This window comes from Oceanicella actignis (assembly GCF_900111545.1).
Taxonomy (GTDB): domain Bacteria; phylum Pseudomonadota; class Alphaproteobacteria; order Rhodobacterales; family Rhodobacteraceae; genus Oceanicella; species Oceanicella actignis.
In genome coordinates, this window is record NZ_FOHL01000001.1 from 50,128 (window position 1) to 76,193 (window position 26,066).

Sequence of the window (26,066 nt, forward strand, 5' to 3'; positions counted from 1 at the left end):
GGGGGGTCGGGCGGGAGCCGTCCCGCACCTGCGCGCCATGCGGGCTGCGGCCGCGCGCGAGGCGCGCAGCGCGCGCGCCCGCCCCCATGCCCAGCACCCATGCCCCGCACCCATGCCCACCGCCCCGCGCAGCCGCCCCGCGCAGCCGCCCGCCCGCAATCGCGCGCCCCATGCGCCGACCCGCGCGCCGCGGATGCCTGGACCGGGCTGCGCCGCGCCCGGCGCCGCCCCACACCGCCCAACGCCGCCGCTGCGCCCACTCGCCGCCGCTGCGCCCGGGGCCGCCCGTGCTCATCTAGCGCCGCCGCTGCGCCCACGCCCGCGCCCCGCCGCGCGCCGCCCGCTCGCTCGGCCCCACCGCCCGCGCGCCCGGCCGGCGGCGCGCGTCGCCCCCGCGCCCGCGCGCGCCGCTTTCCGGCTGGACAGGCGCGCGCGGGCGGTCGACCATCGGCCGCGCATGTTCCGGGCCGCGCCGGCGCCCGGCGCCGCGCCAGACGCAACCGAGGGAGAGCCGCCATGAAAACCCGCGCCGCCGTCGCCTTCGAGGCCGGCAAGCCGCTTGAAATCGTCGAAGTCGATCTGGAGGGCCCCCGCGCCGGCGAGGTGCTGGTCGAGATCAAGGCCACGGGACTTTGCCACACCGACGAGTTCACCCTGTCGGGCGCCGATCCCGAAGGCGTCTTTCCCGCCATTCTGGGCCACGAGGGCGCGGGGGTGGTGCTCGAGGTCGGGCCGGGCGTGACCTCGGTCAAGCCGGGCGACCACGTGATCCCGCTCTACACCCCCGAGTGCCGCGAGTGCGAATACTGCCTCAACCCCAAGACCAACCTGTGCCAGGCCATCCGCGCCACGCAGGGCCAGGGGCTGATGCCCGACGGCACGTCGCGCTTCTCGTACAAGGGGCGCGAAATCCGCCACTACATGGGCTGCTCGACCTTCGCCAACCACACCGTGCTGCCCGAGATCGCCCTCGCCCGGATCCGCCCCGACGCGCCCTTCGACAAGGTCTGCTACATCGGCTGCGGCGTGACCACGGGCATCGGCGCGGTCATCAACACCGCCAAGGTCGAGATCGGCGCGCGCGCCATCGTCTTCGGCCTTGGGGGCATCGGGCTCAACGTCATCCAGGGCCTGCGGCTGGCGGGCGCGGACCAGATCGTGGGCGTGGACCTGAACCCGGCCAAGCGCGCCATGGCCGAGCGCTTCGGCATGACCGACTTCGTCAACCCCGCCGAGGTCGAGGGCGACCTGGTCGCCCATCTGGTCGAGCTGACCGGCGGCGGCGCCGACTACACCTTCGACGCCACCGGCAACGTGCAGGTCATGCGCACGGCGCTTGAAAGCGCGCACAAGGGCTGGGGCGAAAGCATCATCATCGGCGTCGCCCCGGCGGGGGCCGAGATCTCGACCCGCCCGTTCCAGCTGGTCACGGGGCGCGTGTGGCGCGGCACCGCCTTCGGCGGCGCGCGCGGACGCACGGACGTGCCGCGCATCGTCGACTGGTACATGAACGGCAAGATCGAGATCGACCCGATGATCACCCACACCATGCCGCTCGAGGACATCAACAAGGGCTTCGAGCTGATGCGGCGCGGGGAATCCATCCGCTCGGTGGTGGTGTTCTGAGCCGCCGCCCCGGCGCGGGACCTTGACGCGCGCGCCGGGGCGTGGTCAGCCCCATGCGCACCCTGACAGGAGGAGACGCGACATGAGCTCGGACGCCCCGCGCCTTGCGGTTCTGATCGACGCGGACAACACCTCGCCCAAGGTGGCCGGCGCGCTGTTTCTCGAGATCGCCAAGCTGGGCGAAGCCTCGGTGCGGCGCATCTATGGCGACTTCTCGTCCGATCAGCTCAAGGGCTGGTCGCGCATCCTGGCCCAGCACGCCATCATCCCGCATCAGCAGTTCGCCTACACGACGGGCAAGAACTCGTCGGACATCGCGCTGGTGATCGACGCCATGGACCTCTTGCACACCGGCCGCTTCGACGGCTTCTGCCTGGTCTCGTCCGACAGCGACTTCACGCGCCTGGCCAGCCGCATCCGCGAACAGGGGGTCGACGTCTACGGCTTCGGGGGGCGCAAGACCCCGGTCGCCTTCCGCCAGGCGTGCAAGCGCTTCTTCTACACCGAGAACCTGGCCGCCGGCGCCGAGCCGCTCGCCGCCGAGGGCGACGCCCAGGCCCTGCCCGACGCCGCCGCGCTGGTGCGCAAGGCCATGGAGGACATGACCGACGATGACGGCTGGGTGGCGCTGGGGGTGGTCGGTCAGCGGCTGGGCAACATCGCCCCCGATTTCGACGCGCGCAGCTATGGCTGCTCGAAGCTGATCGAGGTCATCGAGAAGACCGGCGCCTTCGAGATCGAGCGGCAAGAGGGCCGCGCCGTGCGAATCCGCGAAAAGCCCGCCGGCGGCCGCGCGACCGGGCGACGACGCGGCGGGCGGCGCGCCGCCGCGCGCGCCGAGCGCGAAGAGGCCCGCCGGCCCTCCGAGGCCCGGACGCCTCCCCGGGCCGAAGGCGACGGCGGCGAGATGCAGCCGGACGAGACCGCCGCCATGGCCGAGCCGGACGCCCCGGCCGTGGCGCAGCAGCCGCCCAAGGCGCCAAAGCGCCGCCGCGCGCGCAAGAGCGCCGAGCCCGACGCCCCGGCGCCCACGCCCGAGGCCGCCGCGGATGCGGCGCCGCAGTCCGACGCGGCGCCCGGCTCGCCCGACAAGGCCGCCGCCGAGGACAAACCCGCGCCGGCGGACGAAGCCGCCGAGGCCGCGCCCAAGCCGCGCGCCAGGCGGCGCACGCGCAAGGCCGACGCCCCCAAGGCCGAAGCGGCCGAAACCGGAACCGCCGCGGCCGAAACCGCCGACGCGCCAGGCGGCGGCGACGGCTCCGAGGCCGAGGCCGCGCCCAAGCCCCGCGCGAGGCGGCGCGCGCGCAAGGACCAGGCGACGGAGCCCGACGGGGCCGACGCAAGCGCGACCGACGCCAGCGCGGCCGCGGCGAAGGCGCCCGAGGCAAGCGCGCCCGGGACGCACGCAGCCGAACCCCCTGAGCCCAAGACCGACGCCGCCGAAGCTTCCGCCGCGGATGCGCCCGCCGAGGCCCCCAAACCCCGCCGCCGCGCCACGCGCAAGCGCGCCGCCGCGAACGCCGCCGAGGGACCGGCCCCCGCCGATGAAGCCCCCGCATCCGATGCCAAGCCCACCCGCCGAAGCCGCGCGGGCGCCAAGGCCAAACCCGCCGAAGGCCGGGAATAGCCGACGCCGACCGGGCGCAAAGACGCGGAGGGGACTCTTCCCGCGGACCGGCGCTTGCGTTCCGCGACGGCGCGAAAGCGGCCCCGCCGGGGCGCAAGCCCCCGCGCCGACCCGGCAGGCGCCCGAACGCCCCGGCCTGACGGCGCCGTCCCGCCGATGCCGCCCCCCCGGCCCGCGCCCCGAGCGCACAAGGCCCGAAGCGGCGCCCCCGCCAGTCGCCCGCGCCGGGGCGCCGGCCCTTGACCGGCGGCCCGGAGCGGCGTGAACTGTCGCCGCGCGCCGGATCAGGGAGGCATGATGAACATCCGCACCGTTCCCACCTTGCCCATCCCCGGGCAAAAGCCCGGGACCTCGGGGCTGCGGGCCCGCACGCGGGTCTTCATGCAGGCCGGGTATCTCGAGAATTTCGTCCAGTCGATCTTCGACGCCATCGGCGGCGTCGCGGGGCGCACGCTGGTTCTGGGCGGCGACGGGCGCCATTTCTGCGCGCAGGCCGCCGGCATCATCCTGCGCATGGCCGCGGCGGGGGGCGCGGCGCGGGTCATCGTCGGGCGCGACGGGCTCCTGTCCACGCCCGCCGCCTCGGCGGTGATCCGCGCGCGCGGGGCCGATGGCGGGATCATCCTGTCGGCCAGCCACAACCCCGGCGGGCCGGACGGCGATTTCGGCGTCAAGTTCAACGGCGCCAATGGCGGCCCGGCCCCCGAATCGCTGACCGCGCGCATCCATGCCGTTTCCGAGCGGATCGCGGCCTACCGCATTCTCGACGCGCCCGCGCCCGATCTGAGCCGCTGCGGCGAGATCATGCTGGGCGCCATGACGGTCGAGGTGATCGACCCGGTCGCCGAACACGCCGCGCTGCTCGAGCGCCTGTTCGACTTCGACGCCATCCGGGACCTGTTCGCAAGCGGCTTTCGCATGCGCTTCGACGCCATGCACGCCGTCACCGGCCCCTATGCGCGCGAGATCCTGGTCAACCGGCTGGGCGCGCCCGAGGACACCGTGCTCAACGGCGCGCCGCTGCCCGATTTCGGCGGCGGGCACCCCGACCCGAACCCGACCCATGCCGCGGCGCTGACGGCGCTGATGTCGGGGCCCGACGCGCCCGACTTCGCCGCCGCCTCGGACGGCGACGGCGACCGCATCATGATCCTGGGGCGCGGGATCTACGTCACGCCCTCGGACAGCCTGGCCGTCATCGCGGCCAACGCCGACCTGGCGCCGGGCTATGCGGACGGGATCAGGGGCGTGGCGCGCTCGATGCCCACCAGCCGCGCCGCCGACCGCGTGGCGCAGGCGCTGGGCGTGCCGCTGCACGAGACGCCGACGGGGTGGAAGTTCTTCGGCTCGCTGCTCGACGCGGGCAAGGTGACGCTGTGCGGCGAGGAAAGCGCCGGCGCCGGCTCGGACCATGTGCGCGAGAAGGACGGGCTGTGGGCGGCGCTGATGTGGCTCAACATCCTGGCGCGGCGGCGCGTTCCGGTGGCGCAGCTGATGGCCGAGCACTGGCGCCGCTTCGGGCGCGACTATTTCACCCGCCACGATTACGAGGCGCTCGACCCCGCCCCGGCCCGGGCGCTGATCGAGGATCTGCGCGCCGCCCTGCCCGACCTGCCCGGCCGAAGCGCGGGCGGGCTTCGGATCGAGGCGGCCGACGACTTCGCCTATGTCGATCCCGTCACCGGCGAGCGCGCCGCCGCGCAGGGCGTGCGCATCTTCTTCGCCGACGGCGCGCGCGCGACGCTGCGGCTGTCGGGCACGGGGACTGTCGGCGCGACGCTGCGGATCTATATGGAGCGGCACGAGCCCGACCCCGCGCGCCACGGCCTCGATCCGCAGGCCGCGCTGGCCGACGTGGCCGCGGCGGTCGAGGCGCTGACCGGGCTGCGCGCGCGCACCGGCCGCCAGGGCCCGGACGTGCGCAGCTGAACGCGCCCCGCCCCCCGGCGGCGCGACGAGCAAGGAGCCGCCATGACCGAGAAGATCGTCAAGACCGACGCCCAGTGGCGCGCCGAGCTGGACCCGCTGGTCTACCGCATCACGCGCCGCAAGGGCACCGAGCGCCCCTTCACCCATGACGACTTTCCCAAGGCGCCGGGCCTGTTCCGCTGCGCCTGCTGCGGCGCGGCGCTGTTCGACGCCGCCGACAAGTTCGACAGCGGCACCGGCTGGCCCAGCTTCACCCGCCCCGTCGATCCCGCCGCGGTCGAAGAGCGCGACGATCGCTCGTGGCTCATGCGCCGCACCGAGATCGTTTGCGCGCGCTGCGATGCGCATCTGGGCCACGTATTCCCGGACGGCCCGCCGCCCACGGGCCTGCGCTATTGCATGAACGGCGCCGCGCTGCGGTTCGAACCGGCGCAGGAGTGAAACCGCGCCCGGCCGCCGCAAGGCGCGGCGCGCCGGATCGCTCGGCCCCGGCCCAAGGCCGCGCCCCGGCGCAGGCCGAGCGGCGCCCGCCCGCGCGTGTCTGGCGGGTGCGGCGCATGTCGGGGCGGGGAGCCGAGCGCGCCGGTCGGAACGCGCGTTGCGGCTCCCGGGCGGCGCGCCCGCGCGAGGGCCTAGACCAGCCTTTCTTCGCGCTCGCGCGCCGCTCCGGCGCAGCGCCCCCTTCGCGCGGCCCGCTCAGCTTGCGCGCCCCGGACGTCAACCCGGAGCAGCCCCGAAGTGTCGCCCCCGGCCGCGATGGAATCGACGCCGCGACGGCCCCCGCGCGCGGTCGCGCTGCGGCCTTCCCGATGGGCCCCGACCCGCGCGGCGCGCCAGCGCCCTGCCGCGGCCGCCTCAACCGCTTGCCAGCATGATGGTCGCACGCGCCCGATCAGGCGTGGACCGACGCCGCCGCCCCATCATGCGCGGCCGCACCCGAGGCCAGGCGGCGTCTTGATGGGAGCCGGCGCCAAGAGCGGCTTGACCCGCGCGCCGTCGGCGCGGCGCCGCGCCCTTGCCCGCCTGCCCTGGCGGCGCCCGCCGCCCGCTTCAGGTCGCGCGCCCATCGCCCGCCCCGTCCCGAGCCGGCGCGGGCAAGGACGGCTCAGGCGCGGGCCGTCACGATCCAGGCCGAGGCCGGCAGCCGCACCGCGCCCTCGCGCAGATGGGCGGCCATCGCCGCGCGCAGGCGCCGGGCGGCCTCGGCGCGCAGATCGGCCGGCGCGCCGGCCAGGCGGCTGGCGAGCGGACCGATGCGCATGGCGAAATCCGCCGCGCGCGCCGCCGGGTCGGGGTCGTCGCCCAACTCGGGCGCGACCTCGTGATCGAAGGGCGTGAAGGCGACCTCGCGCCACCCCGCGCCTTCAAGAACGGGAACCACCCGCGCCGGATCCGCCCAGGCGAAGGGCCCCGGCGCCCCGGGCGCCGGAGGCGGCGCGGGCGCGAGCAGATCTGCGCAGGCGCGCAAGGGCAGGCTGGCCCAAAGGTTCAGCTCGGGCCCGCGCCAGCAGGCGATGGCCAGCGGCGCCCCCGGCGCCGTCAGCGATCGCAGATGCGCCCAGGCGGCGGGCGGATCGTCGAAGAACATGGCGCCGCAGCGCGAGTAAAGGGCGTCGAAGGGGGCGCCGTCGTCGGGGCGCCAGCGCGCGGCGTCGGCCAGGACGAAGCGCAGCGGGGCGGCGTCGGGCATCGGCCGCTCGGCCAGGCGCCTGCGCGCGCGCTCGAGCAGCGGCGGCGAGACGTCCACCCCCACGACCTCGCCCCGCGGCCCGGCCGCCCGCGCCAGCGCGAAGGCGGTCGCGCCCGCGCCGCAGCCCAGGTCAAGAACCCGCCGCCCCTCGAGCGGCCCCAGCGCGCGCATGGCCGCCTCGCCCGACGGCCCAAGCAGGGTGTCGAGCGCGTCGGCCTTGTCGGCCCATTCGGCGCCCACGCGCCCCTTCCAGTCCTCGATCGTGGTCATGCCGCCCTGCCTTTCCTCCTGCGCCCGGTCGGGCGATCATGGACCCGCCGTTCCCGCCGCGCTATCACGAGCGCATGAGCGACGCCTTGTCCAGCCCCGCGCCGTCCGCCCCCGTCCCGGATCCCGCGCGGCTCGTCGCGCGGCTCGGGCATGTGCGCGAGTGGATCTTCGACCTCGACAACACGCTCTACCCCGCCTCGAACGCGCTTTTCGCCCAGATCGAAGAGCGCATGGCCGCCTACATGATGCGCGTCTTCGGCCTGCGCCGGAGCGACGCGCAAAAGCTGCGGCGCGAATACTGGCGCGACCACGGCACCACGCTGGCGGGGCTGATGCGCAATCATCGCACCGATCCCGACGCCTTTCTCGACGAGGTGCACCGCATCGACTTCTCGGTCCTGCGCCCCGATCCGAGGCTGCGCGCGGCCATGCTGGCGCTGCCGGGCCGGCGCATCGTCTTCACCAACGGCACGTCCGATTACGCGCGGCGCGTCATCGCCGCGCTGGGGCTGGACGGCTGCTTCGAGGCCGTCTACGGCATCCGCGAAGCCTTCTACACCCCCAAGCCCCTGCCCGCCGCCTATCAGCGCATCTTCGGCGCCGACGGCCTGAACCCGCGCCGCGCGGCCATGTTCGAGGACGACCCGCGCAATCTCGAGGTTCCCCACGCCCTCGGCGTCGCCTGCGTGCTGGTCGGCCCCGAGGCGCGCCCCGACCTGCCGCATGTGGATTTCGCCACGGACGACCTTGCGGGCTTTGTGTCGCGGCTCGGGCCATTGCTTCGCGCCGCGCCGCGGCTAGAGTCCGGCGCATGAGCGAGCAACACCGATCCCCCCGCGCGGCCGCGCGGCTCGAGGCCGACGTGCTGGTCGCCGGCGGCGGCGCGGCCGGGCTGACCGCCGCGGCGCTGTTCGGCTCGGCCGGGTTCGAGGTCATCTGCGTCGATCGCGAGACGCCGCGCCTCGACCCGGCCGATCCCGGCGCCGATCTGCGCACGACCGCCTTTCTGACCCCCTCGGTCGAGACGCTGCGCCGCGCCGGCGCGTGGGAGCGCCTCGCCCCCCATGCGGCGCCCTTGCGCGTGATGCGGCTGATCGACGCCGGCGGCGCGCGGAACGTGCCCCGCCGCACGGCCGATTTCGTCTCTGACGAGGTGCAGGATCACCCCTTCGGCTGGAACCTGCCCAACACGGTGATCCGCCGCGCCCTGCTCGAGCGCATCGAAGAGCTGCCGAACGTGCGCCTGCGCGCGCCCGCCGCGCTGACGCGCCTGACCCCGCGGCTGAATGACGCGGTGGCGCAGCTGTCCGACGGCGCGCAGGTGCGCGCGCGGCTGGTGGTGGCCGCCGACGGGCGCGACTCGGCCGCGCGCCGCATGCTGGGCCTTGGCGCGCGGCGCTGGGGCTATGCTCAGAAGGCGCTGGTCTTCGCCGTGGCGCATGAGCGCCCGCATGAGGGCGTCTCGACCGAGATCCACCGCACCGGCGGCCCCTTCACCCTGGTGCCCCTGCCCGATCACGAGGGGCGGCCCTGCTCGTCCGTCGTGTGGATGGAGCGCGGGCCCCGCGCGCAGGCGCTGTTCGAGGCGCCGCCCGAAGCGTTCGAAGAGGCCGTGAACGAACGCAGCTGCGGCGTTCTGGGCCGCCTTCGCCCGATCGGGCGGCGCGCGCTGTGGCCGATCGTCAGCCAGCTGGCCGAGCGCCTTGACGGCCCGCGCGGCGCCTTGATGGGCGAGGCGGCGCATGTGGTCCCGCCGATCGGCGCGCAGGGGCTGAACATGTCGCTGGCCGACGCGGCGGCGCTGGCCGATCTCGTGGCCAGGGCGGCGGCGGCCGGCGAGGACATCGGCGCGCCCGCGCTGCTGGCGCGCTATCACCGCGCGCGCTGGCCCGAGATGTCGGCGCGCGTGGCGGGCATCGACCTGCTCAACCGCGCCGCCATGGCCCAGGCCCAGCCGCTGCGCGACCTGCGCGCGGCGGGGCTGACGGCGCTGCATGCGGCCGCGCCCTTGCGGCGGCTGGCGATGCGGCTGGGCATGGGCGCGCGCTGACCGCCGCGCCGGGGCCGCACGCCGGCGCGCCCATCCCGCGCCGCGCGCACCCTGACCCGCGCCGCGCCCCCATGTCGCGCTTGGCGCCCCCTGTCCCGCGCTCGGCGCCCGACCTCGCGCGCCCCCGCCTGACGCCTCGCGCCCCCTGCCCCGCGCTCACTGCTCCCATCTGGCGTCCCGCGCCCCCTGCCCCGCGCTCCGCGCTCCCATCTGGCGTCCCGCGCTCCCGCGCCGCGCGTCCGCGCCTGACGCCCGGCGCCCCGCCCCGCGCGCCCGCCCCGCGCCGCGCGCACCTCCCCGCGCCCGCCCCGCCCCGCACCGCGCGCACCTCCCCGCGCCGCGCCGCGCCCCGGGCCGCACGCCTGCGGGCGGTTGACCCCGACGCCCCGCCGGCGCACGCTTCCGTCGATCCATGCCGGAGGACCCATGGCGCGCGCGCACTCCCCGAACACCCAAGCCCGCCGGCGCCGGCGGATCGACCCGCGCCGCATCGGCGCCTCGCCTGTCGCCATTCTGACCCCGCCCGATGCGCGGCCCACCCGCATCCGCACCCATGTCTATGACGGCGCGCATCACGAGATCCGCGAGGGCTGCGCGCCGCCCGTCGAGGGCGCCTTCCGCTGGGTCGAGATCGCGGGCCTTGCCGACGCGGACGCGATCGCCGCGGCGGCCCGCGCCCTGGGGCTGAGCGACCTGGCCGTGGCCGAGATCTTCCAGACCGACCAGCGCCCCCAGACCGAGATCGACGGCGCGCTCGTCCAGACCTTCATCCGCGCGCCCCTCGGGGGGCCGCCGCTGGCCGGCGAGCAGCTTTGCCTCGTTCTCGGGCCGGGTTTCGCGCTCAGCGTCAGCGAAAGCGGCCATGAGCTGTTCGCGCCGGTGCTGCGGCGGCTCGAGGCGGGGACGGGGCGCATCCGGTCGGACCCGGCCTATCTGTTCTACGCCCTGATCGACGCGACGCTGGATGCGTGGTTTCCCTTGCTCGAGCGCTATGGCGACGCGATGGAGCGGATCGAGGAAGCCATCCTGCGGTCGCCCGATCACGGCATGATCGGCGACATCCACCAGCTGCGCCGCGACCTTCTGAACATGCGCCGCGCCCTGTGGCCCCTGCGCGACGCCCTCGCGCCGCTGACGCGCGAGGATTCGGACCGGATCCCGCCATGGATGCGACCCTACATGCGCGACCTGTCCGACCACGCCTTCCAGGCGCTGGACATGGTCGAGCTCTATCGCGAGGTGTCGCAGGGCCTGATCGATCTGCACATGTCGGCGCTCTCGAACCGGATGAACGAGGTGATGAAGGTGCTGACCATCATCGCCACGCTGTTCATTCCCATGACGTTCATCGCCGGGGTCTACGGCATGAACTTCGACCGCGCCTCGCCCTGGAACATGCCCGAGCTGGGCTGGCGCTACGGCTATCCATTCGCGCTGGGGCTGATGGGCGCGTCCGCGGCGGCGATGATCTGGTTGTTCCGCCGCCATGGCTGGCTGGGCGGCGGGAAAGGCGCGCCCCCCGGCCCCGACAAGCCGACGGGCGACTGAGCGCGCCGCCCGGCGACGCGGCGCCATGCCGGGAGGGCAGGCGCCCCGGAACGGCGCCGAACCGCCCGCCGCAACGCCGCGCCAAGCCGACCGCCGCAACGCCCCGCCCCGCCGCCGGGCGCCCCGCTCAGGCGCCGCCGCCCCGCCCCTCGGCGGCCGCCGCGGCGCCCTGCACGCGGCGCACGGCCGCGCCGCGCTCATACCAGCCTCGGCTGGCGTTCACGATCCTGACCACCGACAGCATCACGGGCACCTCGATCAGCACGCCGACCACCGTCGCCAGCGCCGCCCCCGAGGACAGGCCGAACAGGCTGATCGCGGCCGCCACCGCCAGCTCGAAGAAGTTGCTGGCCCCGATCAGCGCCGAAGGCCCGGCCACGCAATGCGCCTCGCCGCTCAGGCGGTTGAGCAGATAGGCCAGCGCCGAGTTGAAATAGACCTGCACCAGGATCGGAGCGGCCAGCATGGCGATGATCAGCGGCTGCTCCAGGATCTGCCGTCCCTGAAAGCCGAACAGCAGCACCAGCGTCGCCAGCAGCGCGCCAAGGGAAACGGGATTGATCCGCCGCAGCAGCGCCTCGAGCGCCGCCGTCCCCCCGCGCGCCAGCGTGCGCGCGCGCAGCGCCTGCGCGATGACGATCGGCACGACGATGTAGAGCGCCACCGACAGCAGCAGCGTCTCCCACGGTACGGTGATGGCCGAGATGCCCAGCAGCAGCCCCACGATCGGCGCATAGGCCACGACCATGATCGCGTCGTTCAACGCGACCTGCGTCAGGGTGAAGTGCGGCTCGCCCCGGGTCAGGTTGCTCCAGACGAACACCATCGCCGTGCAGGGCGCCGCGGCCAGCAGGATCAGGCCCGCGATGTAGCCGGGGATCTGGTCGGCCGGCAGCCAGGGGCGGAACAGCCAGCCCAGGAACAGCCAGCCCAGAAGCGCCATGGAAAAGGGCTTGACCGCCCAGTTCACGAACAGCGTCACCCCGATGCCGCGCCAATGCCGGCCCACCCCGCGCAGCGCGGCGAAGTCGATCTTGAGCAGCATGGGAATGATCATGAGCCAGATCAGCACCGCGACGGGCAGGTTGACCTTGGCGACCTCCATCGCCCCGATCAGCTCGAACACGCCGGGAAAGGCGCGCCCCAGCGCGATTCCGGCCACGATGCACAACGCCACCCAAAGGCTCAGGTATCGCTCGAAAATGGACATGCATGCTCTCCTTGCGCCGGGCGCGCGGCGCAAGGCCGCGCGCGCCTGGCGGCCCGGGCTTCAGGCCGACAGCCAGGCCTCGACATCGGCCTCCTTGGGCAGGCCGCCCGCATGAACCAGGCGGCCGTCGATCGCGATGCCCGGGGTCGAGGCGACTCCCGCCATGGCGATCCTGGCGTAGTCGGTCTCCTTGGAGACCTGCACCTCGACGCCCAGCTTGCGCGCGGCGGCTTCGACCATCTCCCTGGCCGCCTCGCAGCGCTTGCAGCCGGGTCCGTAGACGATGACGTTCTTCATGGCGTTTTCCTTCGCTGCATGACCGGCGCGACGCCGGGATCAGAAGATCAGGTTGAACAGAAAGCCCACGGCCAGGATGCCGCCGCCGACGACGCCGACGAAGACCGCGATGAGCCGCAGCGTCAGCACCTTGCGCAGGATCAGCATCTCGGGCAGCGACAGGGCGATGACGCTCATCATGAAGGCCAGCACCGTGCCCAGCGCCGCGCCCTTGTCCAGCAGCGCCTCGACGATCGGGATGACGCCGGACGCGTTGGTGTACATGGGAATGCCCATGACGACCGCGGCGGGCACCGACCACCAGGCGTCCGCGCCCATGATGCGCGCCATGGCGGCCTCGGGCACGTAGCCGTGGATGAGGGCGCCGATGGTGATGCCGGCGACGATCCACATCCAGACCTTGCCGACGATCTCCTTCACCGCCTCGACGCCCTCGCGGTAGCGGTCGACCATGGTCAGCCGGCGCTCGGGCGCGGGCGCGGCGGCGCCGGCGTGGATGTCGCGCACCCAGTCCTGCAGCCATCCCTCGAGGCGCAGCTTGCCGATGATCCAGCCCGAAACCACCGCCACGCCCAGCCCGAAGACCAGATAGGTGACCGCCACCTTCCAGCCGACCAGCCCCCAGAGCAGCACCAGCGCCACCTCGTTGACCATGGGCGCGGCGATGAGGAACGAGAAGGTCACCCCCAGCGGCACGCCCGCCGAGACGAAGCCGATGAACAGCGGCGCCGCCGAGCATGAGCAGAAGGGCGTGAAGATGCCCAGCGTCGCGGCCAGGACGTTCCCCGCCCCCTCGCGCCGCCCCGACAGCAGGGCGCGCGTCTTCTCGGGGCTGAACCAGGTGCGCACCACGCCCATCGCGAAGACGATGAGGGTCAGCAGCATGATGACCTTGGGCGTGTCGTAGAAGAAGAAGGCCAGCGCCTCGCCCGCATGGCTTTCGCGCGCCACGGGCAGCTGCGCGGTCAGCCACTCGGAAAAGGCGGGCAGCTGGCGGTAAATGGCGAACCACAGCGCGACGAAGCCCGCCACGCCCGCATGCCACAGCCAGTCGGAACGCGCGCCACGGGGGGACGCGGAAATGGACGTGTTGGCCTGGGTCATCTTGCCGCGCCTCCTTCGACGCCGGTTTGCGCGCCCGCGCGGGCGCCTTTCGCCTGCGCGAGGGCGCGGGCATCCTCCGCCGCGGGGCCGGCGCGCAGCACGGCCTCGACGATGGCGGTCAGCTCGGGGGACAGATCGGGATTGCGGCGGTAGCGCACCCATTGGCGATCGCGCCTGTCCAGCACCACTCCGGCCTGCCTGAGCACCTTCATGTGGCGCGACATGCGGCTCTGGCTGGCGCCGAGGCGCTCCATCAGCTCGCATACGCAATGCTCGCCGTCGCTCCACACGATCCGCAGCGCGCCGAGGCGCACGGGATCGGCCAGCGCCGCCAGAAATTCGGCAAGGTCCATCGAATCGCTCCTTCGGCGTCGCAGCGTATGCCATGCTGTTTATGCGCCTCGGCGCATATGCGCAAGGCCACATCAACAGGGGCGCGCGCCGCCCCTCGCCGCCGGGCGAAACCCGGCCGCGCGTCCTTGTGGATCCGTCGGCGACCCGTGCCGCCGCTCGGGGGTCAGCCGCCCTCGACCGGCGCGCCGAACAATGCCGCCGCGGCCCCGATCGCCGCCAGCGCCCAGAGGCCGGCGATGCGCGCCCGCCCCACGCCCGCGGCGCGCGCATGTTCGGCCGCGACCAGCGCCTGGATGGCGTAGTAGAGGGCGAATGCCCGCGAGGCGTAGGCGATGATCTCGAACACGTTCGCGCGCCAGGTCAGCGCCAGCCCGATCGCGGTCAGCAGGGCATAGCCATGGCGCGGCGCGATGCGCCCGCGGGTCAGCTCGTGCATCAGCCCGCCCGAGCCCGCCGCGTCGGCGATCGCGGCGCTGAACTGCGCGCTCAGGGCCGCCGCCACCAGCAGCGCCGGCAGGATCGGCGCGGCGGCGCGCACCGCGTCGATCACCGCCGTCTCGCGCAAGGGGCCCTCGGGCGGCGCGAAGCCCAGCGCGTAGAGCGCCGCGTAGGCGACATAGATCGCCGTCGCCAGCCCCTGCGCCAGGCGCATCGAGCGAATGCGCGTGCGCGCGTCGTAGGCATGGCCAAGATAGCGCGAGGTCTCGAACCCCTGCACCGTCACGATCAGCCCCAGCGCAACCGCCGCGCCGTGAAGCGGGTCGATCCGCGGCGGGTCGGCCGACAGCGCGCCCGCCTCGGCCTGGAGCCACAGCCACGCGCACAGCCCCGCCAACAGCCCCGCGATCACCGCCAGCTTCAGACCGACGGCGATCTGCTCCATGCGCTCGAGCGCACCGAACCCCCGCAGCCAGCCGACCGCCAGGATGACCGCAAAGGCGGCGCTGGCGACCAGGCGCGCATGATGGCGGTCGTCAACCTCGGTCAGCCGCACGGCGAATGCGCCGAACAGGTTCAGGTAATACGCCACCGACACCACATAGGCGAAGGCCAGCGCCCACGAGGCCAGCGTCTCGAGCCTGCGCGCGGCGGGCGGTCCGCCCTGCGCGCCGGCGGCCTCGATGGCGGCGATGTTCAGCCGGATCGCGGCGCCGAACGCCCAGGCCAGCGCGCACAGCCCTGCCATGACCAGCGGCGCGGCGACGCCGTAAGAGGCGTCGAGCACCGGCCCCAGCACCAGAAAGCCGCTGCCGATGACCGAGGCGAGCGGCGTCAGCGCCGCGCGCCACAGCCGCGCGCGCGACGCGCGGATGGACAAGCGCCGCCGCGACCGCCAGCGCCGCCCCGAGGACCAGAAGATTGACGTTCATGCCCCGAACATGCCCGCCCGCGCGCGCCGACGCCAGAGCGGCGCGTCACTTCTCCAGAAGCGCCGTGCTCATCGCCCCGAGAATGGGCGCCGTCAGATACTGCGCCACGGTCTGCGAGCCGGTGCCGATCAGCGCCTCGACCTGCATGCCCGGCAGCGCGCGCACCTCGCCCCCGGCCGGCAGCGCCTTGGGGTCGAGGCGGATCTGCACCGCGTAATAGGGCGGCCCCCCGGCCGGATCGAGAATGGAGTCGGCCGAGATCCGCGTCACCGTTCCGGGCAGGGGCGGCGTGCGGCGGAAGCTGTAGGCGGTCAGCCGCACGCGCACCGGCTGCCCCGGCGCGGCGACGTCGATGTCCGAGGGCCGCAGGCGCGCCTCGACCACCAGTTCGGCCCCGTCGGGCAGGATGTCGAGCAGCCGCTGCCCCGGTTCGATCACCGCGCCGGGCGCGTTCACGCCCGGATCGACCACCGTGCCGGACCAGGGCGCGCGCACCTCGAGGCGGCCGAGCGCATCCTCGACCGCGATCAGGCGCTGACGCAGATCGTTGACGCGATCGAGCGCGCCCTGACGCTCGCGCGCGGCGGTCTCGAGCCGGTCGCGGCCTATCTGGAGCTTGCGTTCCTGCGTTTCGCCGATGGACTGGCGCGCGCGGGCGATGGCGCCCGAGATCTGGCCGATGCGGCCCTCGGTCTCGGCCTCGGCGCGGCGCAGCGCCAGAACGCGCGGGCGCGACATCAGCCCCTTGGCCAGCAGCGCGCGGGCGTCGGACAGCTCTTCGCGCACCAGGGCAAGCTGGGTGCGCGCCGAACGCAGGCCCAGCTCCAGCCCGCCGATCTCCTCGCGCAGCTGGGCGATGCGCTGGTCGAGGATCGCCAGCTGCCCCGCGCGGGCCGCCCGGTTGGCGGCGTAGGCGCGCGCCTCGGCGGCGAACAGGGCGCGCAGGGCCGGATCGGCCGCCATCAGCGCCACCAGCTCGGCCCCGGGCGCGACTTCGGCCGCGTCGCGATCCTCGGCGTCGAGGCGCGCCAGCGTCGCCAGCGCGCCCGCCAGCTGCGCGCGCAGGATGTTGCGCTGGGCAAGGGGGCGCGTCTCGTCCAGGCGGACCAGCAGATCGCCCTTGCGCACGCGCGCGCCCTCGCGCACCAGCACCTCGCGCACGATGCCGCCTTCGAGATGCTCGACCGGACGGCGCGCGCCGTCGGCCTGGATCACGCCGGGCGCGACGGCGGCGCTGTCGAGCGTGGCGGTCATGGCCCATCCGCCCAGCACCCCGAAGAAGGCGATCGCCGCCAACGCCGCCCACAGGATCAGGCCGCGCACGCGCGTCGGCGCCGCCACGCGCGGCCCGCCCGCGCCCGACAGCCCCCCAAGACGAAGCGCGCGCCCCGGCGGCGGCGCCCCGGCGCCGCCGGGCGCCGCGGCAAGGCGCAGGCTGCGCCGCGCGGCGGGCGGGGCGGCGCCGTCCGCACCGGTCGCGCGCTCCGCCCCCGACGGGGCGCGATCGGGCGCCGGCGACGCGCCCTTGCGCCCACCGGCGCCGGCGTCGCCCGCACCGCCCGCATGGCCCTCAGGGCCCGCATGGCCCGCACCGCCCGCATGGCCCTCATGGCCCTCATGGCCCGCATGGCCCGCACGGCCCGCATGGCCCGCATGGCCCGCATCGCCCGCATGGCCCGCATGGCCCGCATGGCCCGCATGGCCCGCATGGCCCGCATGGCCCGCATCGCCCGCATGGCCCGCATGGCCCGCATGGCCCGCATGGCCCGCATGGCCCGCATGGCCCGCATGGCCCGCATGGCCCGCATGGCCCTTGAGGGCTTCCGGGCCGGGCGCAAGGCCGTCAAGCGGCGCGCGCTCCTCATGGGCGCGCGCGCCCGGCCGGCCCGACGCCGGACGATCGGGCGGCGCGCCCTCGCCGGCCGCGCGGTCCGACGCCGCAGGGCCCCGAAGCGCCGCGTCGCGGCCCATGCCATCGGCCGCGGGGCCTTGCGCCCCGCCGGCGGGCGGGGCGACGGCGGCGGCGCGCTCGGGCCGCGCCTGTCGCGGGGCGCTCATGACCGCGCTCCGCGCCCGGCCAAGGCCCTGGGCCGCGCGCCCGCCGCGGGAACGACGGCGGGTCGGCCGATCTGGCGCAGCACCTCGCGTGCGGGGCCGAAGCGGATCAGCCGCCCCGCCTCAAGCACCGCCGCATGGCTCAGCTGCGCCAGAATGTTGAGCCGATGCGTGACGACGACCACGGTCGCGCCGCGCTGGCCCGCGCCGCGCACGGCGCGCGCCAGCGCCGCCTCGCCCTCGGGATCGAGATTCGAGTTCGGCTCGTCCAGCACGATCAACCGCCTTTCGCCCAGCAAGGCGCGCGCAAGGCCGATGCGCTGACGCTGACCGGCGGAAAGGCGCTCGCCCCGCGGGCCGACGCGGGCGTTGTAGCCGCCCGGCAGGGACAGGATCATCTCGTGCACGCCGGCGCGGCGGGCGGCCTCGACCACCTGGGCGGGCGCGACCTCGGGGTCCATGCCGGCGATGTTCTCGGCCACCGTGCCCTCCATCAGCTCGATGCGCTGGGGCATGAAGCCCACATGGCGCCCGATCTGATCCTCGGGCCAGTCCTCGAGCGCGGCGCCGTCGATGCGCACATGCCCCCGCGACAGGGGCTGAAGCCCCGCCAGCGCCCGCGCCAGCGTCGTCTTGCCCGCGCCCGAGGGGCCGATCAGCCCCAGCGCATCGCCGGGAGCGAGCGCGAACGAGACGTCGAACAGAAGCGGCTCCTGCCTTTCGGGGCGAATGACGGTGGCGTGCTCGACCTCGACCCGGCCCTGCGGCGGCGGCAGCTCGAGCCCGTCGCGCGGCGCGCGCAGGCGCGCCAGCGCGCCGTTCAGCCGGTCCAGCGCCTGGCGCGCGCTCATCAGCGCCCGCCAGCCCGCGATCGACTGCTCGACCGGCGCGGCCGCGCGCCCCAGCAGGATCGCGGCGGCGATCATCAGACCCGGCGCCATCTGGCCCGCCAGCACCAGCGACACCCCCGCCCCCATCATGGCGATCTGCAGCGCCATGCGCACGAATTTGGCCAGCGACGTCATGAGCGCGATGCGGTCCGTGGCCAGCGCCCCGCCGGCCTGCGCCATGGCCGCCGCATCCGCCCAGCGCCCGGCCAGCGCCGGGGCGCGGCCCATGGCGCGCGTGACCTCGACGTTGCGCAGGAAATCCTCGGCCGCCGCCTGCGCGCGGCGCGCGGCATCGGCGGCGAAGCGCGCATGGCCGCGGCTGAACAGCTCGCCCGCCACGCCCAGAAGCAGCAGCGTCAGCACTCCGCCCAGCGCGATCATGCCCAGCACCGGATGGAACAGCCAGATCACGCCCACGAACAGCGCCGCCCATGGCGCGTCCAGGAGCGCGATGAAGGCCGGCCCGGTGACGAAGCCGCGCAGCTCGGTCAGGTCGATAAGGGGCTGGGCGGGCGAGACGCCCTCGGGCTGGTCTTGGTCCGACCCGCGCAAGAGGCCCTCGAACAGCGCCGGGCCAAGCCGCGCGTCCAGCCGCGCGCCCAGCCGCGCCGCCATGCGCTGGCGCAAAAGATCGAAGACGAAGAAGAAGCCCAGCGCCAGCAGCGCGCCGATGGTCAGCGCCGCCAGCGTCGCCTGGCTGCCCGAGGTCATCACCCGCTCGAACAGCTGGATCATGTAAAGCGGCGCCGTCAGGATGAGCAGGTTGACCCCCACGCTCACCCCCGCGATCGCCGCGATCAGGCCGCGCTGGCCCTGGAAAACCGTCGCTTCGCGCATGTCTCTCCCCCCGTTCGGGCCGCCTTGCGCGGCCGCGCGCCCCCCGGCGCGCCCCCCTGTCCTGCGATGCGCGCCTTGCGGCGCGGCGAACGCCCCGCGCTTCGGCGCGAGGCGTCCTGGTCCGTCGATCCTGCATGCGGGGGGCCAGCGATCACGGCCGAACCAGGACTGGGGGACGGAACCGGACTCACGCGAGCCGGCCCCGCCCCTTGAGACGGAACGGCCCGCCGGCTGGCGCCGGGGGGCCGCCCCATGCGGTCAGACCAGCACGATGTCCACGGCCTCGTAGAGGAAGTTGCCCTGCGAGTAGCTGTTGATGCCGATGCCGGTGAAGTCGCTGTTGTCCTGGCCCAGATGGTCGAAGGACAGGAACGGGATGCCGCCCGCGCCGGTGGTCACCGCCGTCAGCAGCACGACCGAGCCGCCGATGCTGACGGTGGTGTTGGTCCCGTCGTCGAAGACCGCCGTCAGGGCATTGAGCTGCTCGAAGGCGGCGGTGTCGTCCACGCCCTCGCTCAGATCCTCGATGCAGTAGGTCAGGACGTCGCCTTCCTCGAAGTCGAAGTCGGTGATCACGTCCGAGCCGTCGTTCGAGGAGAACTCTTCGCCATCCCAGACCAGGTTGACCACGAAGATGTCCTTCCCGCCGCCGCCGGTCAGGACGTCGTCGCCCTCGCCGCCGATCAGGATGTCCTCGCCGCGGCCGCCGTCCAGGCTGTCGTCGCCCGCGCCGCCCTCGAGCTGATCGTGCCCGAAGCCGCCGACCAGAACGTCGTCGCCCTCTTCGCCCCACAGGCAGTCGTCGCCGTCCGCGCCGAAGAGCCGATCGTTCCCGACGCCGCCGGCCAGCTTGTCGTCGCCGCCGCCGCCGTCCAGGCTGTCGTCGCCCTCTTCGCCGCACAGAACGTCGTTGCCGTCGTCGCCGAACATGTTGTCGTCGCCGCCGTCGCCCTCCATGTAGTCGTCGCCGAAGCCGCCATACATGTCGTCGCGGCCCTCGCCGCCATACATGACGTCGTTCCCGGTGTTGCCGAACAGGTCGTCGTCGCCCGCGTCGCCGAGGATCACGTCGTCGTCGGCGCCGCCGTAGATGACGTCGTCGCCGTCGTTGCCGCGCAGCAGGTCGGCGCCGGCGTCGCCCTCGATGCGGTCGTCGCCGTCATTGCCCTCGGCATAGTCGTTGCCGTCATTGCCGCGGATCATGTCGTTGCCCGCGCCGCCCTGCATGGTGTCGTCGCCGAGCTGGCCCCAGATCCGGTCGTCGCCGTCGCCGCCGCTGATGTAGTCGTCGTCGCGGCCGCCGAAGAGCCGGTCGTTGCCGTGCTCGCCCCAGATCATGTCCTCGCCCGAGCTGCCGCGGATGATGTCGTCGGCGGTGAAGTCCTGCTCGACCAGCGCCACGCTCACTTCGGAATCGGTGGGCGTTCCGTCGCCGAAGTCAGGATCGGGAATGCCGTCGCCGTCGCCGCAGCGGGCCGGATCGCAGACCCAGGCGGGAGGATCGACGAAACCTCGATCGATCGCGAAATCGACGGTGATGACCGGCTTGAAGCCGAACTTGCCCATCGGCGTCGCGCCCTCGCGGATGAAGGGCCCCGAGACCGAGATGTAGGCGCCGTCGCCGGCGAAGTCGCCCCAGATCCTGTCGGCGCCGCCGCCGCCCAGCATCCAGTCGTCGCCCGAGCCGCCGCGCATCTGGTCGCGGCCGCCGTCGCCCTGCATCGAGTCGTCGGACGAGCCGCCGTCCATCACGTCGGCATGACGGCCGCCGAACATCAGATCCAGCCCCGCCTCGCCGAACATGTGGTCGAAGCCGGCGCCGCCGTCCATGTGGTCGCCGCCGTCGCCGCCGAACATGCAGTCATCGCCGCCCGGGAAGCTCTTGGGCCGGCCGATCCAGGTGTCCGAGCCGATGTCGAGATCGGTCAGCTTGCCCTGGCGGTGGTCGCCATACATCTCGTCTTCGCCGGCGCCGCCTTCCATGTAGTCGTCGCCCGCGCCGCCGGCCATGCGGTCGTCGCCGTCGCGGCCATACATGACGTCCTGGCCGTCATTGCCATACATGGTGTCGTCGCCGCGGCCGCCATCCATGCAGTCGTCGCCGCCTTCGCCGGCCATGCAGTCGTCGCCGTCGCGGCCGAACATCTCGTCGTCGCCGTCCGCGCCGCCTTCGCCGCCCGAGTCGCCGAACATCTGGTCGTTGCCGGCGCCGCCGTCGAGGAAGTCGTCCTCCGAGCCGCCAAGCATGGTGTCGTCGCCATACTCGCCCCAGAGCTCGTCATTGCCCGATTCGCCGTTGAGGTAGTCGTCGTCGTCGAACAGGATCGGCCCGATCACGCCATAGGGCGTCGCGCCGCCATTGCCGCCGATCAGCAGGTCCTTGTCCTCGCCGCCCAGCAGCTTGTCGTCGCCGCCGTTGCCGATCAGCTCGTCGCAGCCCTCTTCGCCGTCGATGCGGTTGTTGTTCTCGTTGCCAAGCGCCTTGTCGTCGCCGGCGCCCAGGTCATAGTTGTCGGGCATGCCCTCGAGGTTCATGTCCACGGCCTCGTCGCCATGCGAGCCCGTCCCGGTCACCTGATTGTTGAACGGGCGCGAGAGGTCCACATAGCATTCCGGATCGCATTCTTCCCAGGGTTGGAATCGCGTAGCCATGACTATTCGCCTTTCCTTTGGAGATATGGTTTCGGCGCGAATACGGTGCGCCCACTCGAAAACGTCTATTCACGAAAACCAGAGTGCTTGATTCCGAGGCCGAGGACTGCCCCCAAAACGGGATCAATTTTCGCTCGTCAAAGCGCCGACGCCCGTCAGAACAACAGCGCGCCCGCGGCCCAGCCCGCCCCGGCGGCCAGGGCCGCAACGGCTGCGGCGGCCAGAACCGGCTTCCGCCCGCGCCGCCTGCGCGCCGCGTCGCGCGCCGCCTGCTCGGCCAGCGCGGGCAGCGCGACATCGACAAGGCCTTCCAGGCGATCGAGCGCCGCCTCGATCCGCGCCGCCGCCTGCGCAAGCGCATCGCCATCGTCCGACGGGGGCGGCGGGCGCAGGCCCTCGAGCTGCGCCGTCAGATGCCGGTGCAGATCCACCAGGTCGCGCCTGCGCGCCACGGCGGCGGGGCCCTCGGACAAGAGGCGCGCGATCCGGGCGGCCAGCGCGTCGGCGGTCTCGGGCGCGGGGCGCGCGCGTGGGGCCTTGGCGCGGCCCGGCGGGTTCGGGGCGGGGGTCGCCCGGCGCGCCTCGCCCCCTTGCGCAGGGGACCGGTCAAGAGCGGGATCGGCCGCGAAGATGTTCATAGCCCCGCCCCCATCGCCTGCCAGGTCAGCTCGTGCGCCAGGCGGGCGCGGCAGCTTACGCCCATCTTGGCGAAGATCCGCTTGGCATAGGTCTGAAGCGTCTGCTCCTTGAGACCCAACGCGGCGGCGGCCTCGCGGTTGCTGAGGCCGGCGGCCAGGCGCGCCGCCACCCGCGCCTCGGTCGGCGTCAGGCCGCGCGCCAGCGCCGCGCGCCGCAGCTGCTCGGCGCGCGGCGCCAGCGCGACCGCGGCAAGAACCACCCGCCGCCCCCCGACCCGGGGGCCCGCGACGGTCAGCGACACGGGCAGCATGGCCGGCGCCGCCCCGCCGTCGCCGCGCCCCTCGGCCTCGTCCGGGATCGCGAGGAACGCCGCATCTTCCTCGCCCGCCGCCAGACGGCGCACGGCGCGGGCAAGGTCGCGATCAAGGCCCGGCCGCGCGGCCTGAAGGCGTCCGCCGGCAAGGCGCAGCCCGCCGCCGCGGGCCAGCAGATCGCGCGCCGCCGCATTGGCCTGCAAAAGCCGCCGCCCGCCGTCCATGGCCGCCAGGGCGCAGCGCATGTCGTCGCGCACATGGGCGCGAATCGCCGCCTCGGCCGCCCGGCGCGGGTCCTGCCGCGGAGCGTCGCCTGCGACGTTGCGCGCGCGCAGGCGGGGCCAGAAGCGCCGCAAGGCCTCGGCCGCATGGGCGTCGGACACCCCCGCGCGCAGCCGCAAGGCGACCACATCCCAAGCGCCGTCGGCGAAACGGCACAGGAACACCCGCATGTTCCGCGCGCCCCGCGCCGCCAGATGCGCATCCAGCGCCGCGCGCCGCGCATCGCCCCGCGCAAGCGCGCGCACCTCGGTCACCTCGGCCCTCGCCGCGCCCGCCCCGCCCGGGCGCCCGCCGGGCAGGTCTGCGCGCAGCGCCGCCTCGGTGGCCACCTTGGCCAGCCATCCCGTTTCGATGTTCATGCGGTGAATTCCGGCGGCGAAAGCCGCCCGCCCCGTATCGAGACTCATGCCGGTCCCCCCTGAGAAAAGCCGTTTCCTGAAACGCACGGAATTTGAAATTGACCTCGCGCCTACAGGCGTCTGGCCGTGAAATGGTAGCAAGCGGGGCGGTCCTCGTCGCTTCGCCCGTTCGGGTTGACCGATTTCGCCAGCGCGGCGGGCATGCGCCGAAACGGGGATGAAAACCGTTCTTGTTCAGCCTCTTGCCGCCTCGCGCCCGACTGCCGAGCGCGGCCCGGCTGATGGCGGGATGAATTGCGGCCGATGAAAGCCGGCCAAATGCGGCGAACAATTACTGAATATATCCCGGATAAAAACCCGATTCCATTATCAGAAAAGGTTCACGAACATGCTGCGATCATCAAGAGCAGATAGTTGAATTGCCTTTTCATCCGCATGACCCGCCGCAAGATCGGCGCCATCCTTTCGAGGAAGCCATGACTCCGGTCCTGATCCAGAGCGACCAGCCCACGCTGCGCGAGACGCTGCGCCGGGCGCTCGACGCCGAGGGGATGCAGGTCTCGTTCGACGACGCCGCGCCCTGGGCCGTGGCGATCGTGGACCGAAGCCGCGCGGCGGGCGGCCCGGCCGCGGCGGCGCGGGTCGTCGCGCGCCTGCGCGCCGGCGCGGACGCGGCGCAGGCGAAGGTGATCGTGCTGGCTCCCTGCGGCGAAGCGGCGGCGTTCGCCCGCGCCCTGGACGGCGCGGCCGAGGCCGTGCTGGATGCGCGCCGCCCGCTCAAGGCGATTCTCGGCGCGGTATGGATCGTGCGCGCCGGCGACACCGTGGCCCCCCGCGCCGACGGCCCGGCCGGGGCGGACCTGCCCGCGAACCTTTCCCCGCGCGAGGGGCAGATCCTGCGGCGTCTGGCGGCGGGCCGGCCGAACAAGGAGATCGCCGCGGAGCTGGGCATTTCCCAGTCCACGGTGAAGGTTCACCTGCGCGGGCTCTTCCGCAAGCTCGGCGTCAGGAACCGGACGCAGGCGGCGCTGAAATGCCCGCCGCTTCGCTCTCAGGCCGAGGACTGAGCGGGCGCCGCGTCGCTCTGGGCCGGCTGCGCGGGACGATCGGCCGAGGCGGGCGCCTCCAGCCCCAGCCGGCGCCGCCATGCCTGCTCCGAGGTCAGCCCCGCGCCGTCTTGCGCATAGGCCCGCCGCAGCTGGGGCGCCGCCATGACCAGCCGCGCCAGCGCGCGCGCGAAGCGCAGCTCGTTGGCCAGCCATCTGCGGCGGTCGAAGCGCACCTCGTAGCCCGCGCCCGTGGCCGGGTCGATCATGACCATCGAGGGACGCACGAAGGCGTCCGCCGGCCCGCCGCGATCCTCGAGCGGGAACACCGCCGACAGCCGGTGGAACAGGAACCGCGGCAGCAGGTGCCCGTTGCCCGTCAGAAAGCGCGCCGCGCTCCAGAGAGGCCCGCCATAGCGTCCGCGCCGGATGGGGGTCATGCGCGCCGGGTCGTAGGGAAAATCGGGGCGCACCTTCTCGTCCTCGCCCAGCGCGCCGATGCGCGCGCGGGTGCGGGCCATGTCGGGGTCCTCGTCCCACATGGCCGGACCGCGCAGCAGATCCTCGACCGCCATCACCACCGCCCGCGCCGTGGCGTAGTGATAGCTGTCGTTGGCGCGGCGGAAGAAGTGCCAGACGGGCTCGAGAATCGCGATCAGCGAATCCGACAGCGTGGGGTGCGTCAGGTGCTGCACCACGTGGTTGCGGGTATCGAGATAAAGCGTCAGCGGCGAGCGCTTGGTGGTGAAGTCCTCCTGATGCGAGGCGATCCCCGAGACCGAGCGGATGCGAAAGCGGTTGGCCAGCGAGAAATGGATGTCGTCGCCGCGCACGAAGAAGGGAAAGGGCATCGTGCGCACATGGTCGATGGGGAAGCAGAAATACCACCACGCGCCATAGCGGTTGACCAGCGCCGGACGCGGCCGGCTGGCCGTCAGCACCTGGTCGAAGCGCCGCAGGTCCAGCCCATGATCGAGCGGCCGGCACAGCCGGTCGAACACCGCGCCGTTCTCCCACATCTTCCAGCGATGATTGGCCGGAATCATGGCGCCGCTCACGGCCGTGTCGGGGCTGCGCGCAAGGCTCAGCACGGCGATGGTGCGGCGCAGGCTTTCGGGAAAGAACTCGGCGTCGTCGTCCATGAACAGGACATGGGTCGCCCACCCCTCGGCGCGCGCCTCGAGCAGACCGCGCGTGAAGCCCCCCGCCCCGCCCAGATTGCGGTTGCGCACAAGGCGCGCGCCGGCCATGGGCAGGGCGTGGGTGTCGCCGCCATTGTCGACGACCATGAGGCGAAAGCGCTCGGCCACGTCCGGGTTGCGCGCCATGTAGGCGCCAAGGCGCCGGCAGGTCGCCTGCACCGCCTCGTCGCGCTTGAAGGTGGTGATGACCGCCTGCACGCGCACGTCGCGCAGCCGCGGGCTGCGGACCGCGAACGCGATCTGCGAGATGCTCAGATCGTCGATCGCCTCGAAGCGCCAGAACGCCAGCCCCGGATCGCGCAGCGGCGGCAGCGCCACCGTCGCCGGCCTGTCCGGCGCAAGGTCGAGCCGCGTGCGCGCCAGGGTCTCCCAGCTGCGGCCGGGGCGGGCCATGACCAGGGTCGCCACGCAGCGGCCCCGCCCCTCGATCCGCGTCTCGACCGCGTCCTCGGGGCCAAGATCATGCGCCGCCGCGTCGAAGACGTTGAAATAGGCGTCGAAGCTCAGCCGCCCGCCGGCGCCGACGAAAAACACGCCGCGCTCGGTGTCGTAGCCGCCGCCGCCGTCATGGCGGCAGAACAGCTCGTGCTCGGTGTTGACCAGCGGATCGGGGGCGATCAGCCGGTGCGCGACCAGCTGCGGCATGGCTTCCGGGTCTGGGGCGCTTGGCACGGGGCGGTGCAGCATCGGCTCTCCGGTCGATGATTCGGTTCGG

At 73.8% G+C, this 26,066-nt stretch carries 20 protein-coding genes; 8 read left to right on the forward strand and 12 right to left on the reverse strand.

Annotated elements, in window-relative coordinates:
- Positions 1–516 precede the first annotated feature (516 nt).
- From BMW67_RS00270 to msrB, 4 genes are all read left to right on the forward strand, one after another.
- Positions 517–1,626, forward strand: coding sequence for an S-(hydroxymethyl)glutathione dehydrogenase/class III alcohol dehydrogenase (locus BMW67_RS00270; RefSeq protein WP_072746658.1), 1,110 nt, complete (start codon positions 517–519; stop codon positions 1,624–1,626).
- An 82-nt stretch (positions 1,627–1,708) separates the two neighbouring features.
- A complete protein-coding gene (locus BMW67_RS16205; protein WP_072746659.1) occupies positions 1,709–3,253 on the forward strand; it encodes an NYN domain-containing protein in 1,545 nt (514 codons plus the stop codon).
- 297 nt (positions 3,254–3,550) lie between these two features.
- Positions 3,551–5,182 carry an alpha-D-glucose phosphate-specific phosphoglucomutase gene (locus BMW67_RS00280; RefSeq protein WP_072746935.1) on the forward strand — a complete coding sequence of 544 codons (1,632 nt, stop codon included), beginning with the start codon at positions 3,551–3,553 and terminating at the stop codon, positions 5,180–5,182.
- A gap of 42 nt (positions 5,183–5,224) precedes the next feature.
- On the forward strand, positions 5,225–5,623 hold the full coding sequence (msrB, locus tag BMW67_RS00285; RefSeq protein WP_072746660.1) for a peptide-methionine (R)-S-oxide reductase MsrB: 399 nt from the start codon (positions 5,225–5,227) through the stop codon (positions 5,621–5,623).
- A gap of 664 nt (positions 5,624–6,287) precedes the next feature.
- On the opposite strand, the gene BMW67_RS00290 is transcribed toward msrB, so the two are convergent.
- A complete protein-coding gene (locus tag BMW67_RS00290; RefSeq protein ID WP_072746661.1) occupies positions 6,288–7,142 on the reverse strand; it encodes a class I SAM-dependent methyltransferase in 855 nt (284 codons plus the stop codon).
- 38 nt (positions 7,143–7,180) lie between these two features.
- Between BMW67_RS00290 and BMW67_RS00295 the strand changes: the two genes are divergently transcribed.
- The 3 genes from BMW67_RS00295 to corA all read left to right on the forward strand — a co-directional run bounded on the left by BMW67_RS00295 (position 7,181) and on the right by corA (position 10,740).
- Positions 7,181–7,957 carry a pyrimidine 5'-nucleotidase gene (locus BMW67_RS00295; RefSeq protein WP_245728414.1) on the forward strand — a complete coding sequence of 259 codons (777 nt, stop codon included), beginning with the start codon at positions 7,181–7,183 and terminating at the stop codon, positions 7,955–7,957.
- A complete protein-coding gene (locus BMW67_RS00300) occupies positions 7,954–9,192 on the forward strand; it encodes an FAD-dependent monooxygenase (protein ID WP_072746662.1) in 1,239 nt (412 codons plus the stop codon). Before BMW67_RS00295 ends, BMW67_RS00300 begins: the two co-directional genes overlap by 4 nt.
- 426 nt (positions 9,193–9,618) lie before the next feature.
- The gene (corA, locus tag BMW67_RS00305) at positions 9,619–10,740 is read left to right on the forward strand and encodes a magnesium/cobalt transporter CorA (protein WP_072746663.1); all 1,122 of its coding nucleotides are present in this window, start codon (positions 9,619–9,621) and stop codon (positions 10,738–10,740) included.
- 127 nt (positions 10,741–10,867) lie between these two features.
- On the opposite strand, the gene arsB is transcribed toward corA, so the two are convergent.
- From arsB to BMW67_RS00355, 10 genes are all read right to left on the reverse strand, one after another.
- Positions 10,868–11,950, reverse strand: a complete 1,083-nt coding sequence (gene arsB, locus BMW67_RS00310; protein WP_072746664.1) for an ACR3 family arsenite efflux transporter — start codon at positions 11,948–11,950, stop codon at positions 10,868–10,870.
- 60 nt (positions 11,951–12,010) lie between these two features.
- Positions 12,011–12,247, reverse strand: a complete 237-nt coding sequence (locus BMW67_RS00315; protein ID WP_072746665.1) for a thioredoxin family protein — start codon at positions 12,245–12,247, stop codon at positions 12,011–12,013.
- 39 nt (positions 12,248–12,286) lie between these two features.
- On the reverse strand, positions 12,287–13,351 hold the full coding sequence (locus BMW67_RS00320) for a permease (RefSeq protein WP_072746666.1): 1,065 nt from the start codon (positions 13,349–13,351) through the stop codon (positions 12,287–12,289).
- Positions 13,348–13,704 carry an ArsR/SmtB family transcription factor gene (locus BMW67_RS00325; protein WP_072746667.1) on the reverse strand — a complete coding sequence of 119 codons (357 nt, stop codon included), beginning with the start codon at positions 13,702–13,704 and terminating at the stop codon, positions 13,348–13,350. The genes BMW67_RS00320 and BMW67_RS00325 overlap by 4 nt, the downstream gene beginning before the upstream one ends.
- Before the next feature lie 164 nt (positions 13,705–13,868).
- The gene (locus BMW67_RS00330; RefSeq protein WP_218139743.1) at positions 13,869–15,023 is read right to left on the reverse strand and encodes a hypothetical protein; all 1,155 of its coding nucleotides are present in this window, start codon (positions 15,021–15,023) and stop codon (positions 13,869–13,871) included.
- A 97-nt stretch (positions 15,024–15,120) separates the two neighbouring features.
- Positions 15,121–17,133 (reverse strand): HlyD family type I secretion periplasmic adaptor subunit, encoded by a 2,013-nt coding sequence (locus BMW67_RS16115; protein ID WP_091764103.1) that lies wholly within the window; start codon positions 17,131–17,133, stop codon positions 15,121–15,123.
- Positions 17,130–18,857 carry a type I secretion system permease/ATPase gene (locus tag BMW67_RS00340; protein WP_072746668.1) on the reverse strand — a complete coding sequence of 576 codons (1,728 nt, stop codon included), beginning with the start codon at positions 18,855–18,857 and terminating at the stop codon, positions 17,130–17,132. The genes BMW67_RS16115 and BMW67_RS00340 overlap by 4 nt, the downstream gene beginning before the upstream one ends.
- Positions 18,858–19,115: 258 nt before the next feature.
- On the reverse strand, positions 19,116–21,509 hold the full coding sequence (locus tag BMW67_RS00345) for a calcium-binding protein (protein WP_091764104.1): 2,394 nt from the start codon (positions 21,507–21,509) through the stop codon (positions 19,116–19,118).
- 155 nt (positions 21,510–21,664) lie between these two features.
- Positions 21,665–22,147, reverse strand: a complete 483-nt coding sequence (locus BMW67_RS00350) for a hypothetical protein (protein WP_072746670.1) — start codon at positions 22,145–22,147, stop codon at positions 21,665–21,667.
- Positions 22,144–23,103 (reverse strand): helix-turn-helix transcriptional regulator, encoded by a 960-nt coding sequence (locus BMW67_RS00355; protein ID WP_072746671.1) that lies wholly within the window; start codon positions 23,101–23,103, stop codon positions 22,144–22,146. Before BMW67_RS00355 ends, BMW67_RS00350 begins: the two co-directional genes overlap by 4 nt.
- Before the next feature lie 476 nt (positions 23,104–23,579).
- On the opposite strand from BMW67_RS00355, the gene BMW67_RS00360 reads away from it, so the two are divergent.
- The gene (locus BMW67_RS00360) at positions 23,580–24,170 is read left to right on the forward strand and encodes a helix-turn-helix transcriptional regulator (RefSeq protein WP_072746672.1); all 591 of its coding nucleotides are present in this window, start codon (positions 23,580–23,582) and stop codon (positions 24,168–24,170) included.
- Here BMW67_RS00360 and BMW67_RS00365 read toward each other — a convergent pair.
- Positions 24,155–26,038, reverse strand: a complete 1,884-nt coding sequence (locus BMW67_RS00365) for a glycosyltransferase (RefSeq protein ID WP_083581194.1) — start codon at positions 26,036–26,038, stop codon at positions 24,155–24,157. The genes BMW67_RS00360 and BMW67_RS00365 overlap by 16 nt on opposite strands.
- Between the last annotated feature and the right edge of the window lie 28 nt (positions 26,039–26,066).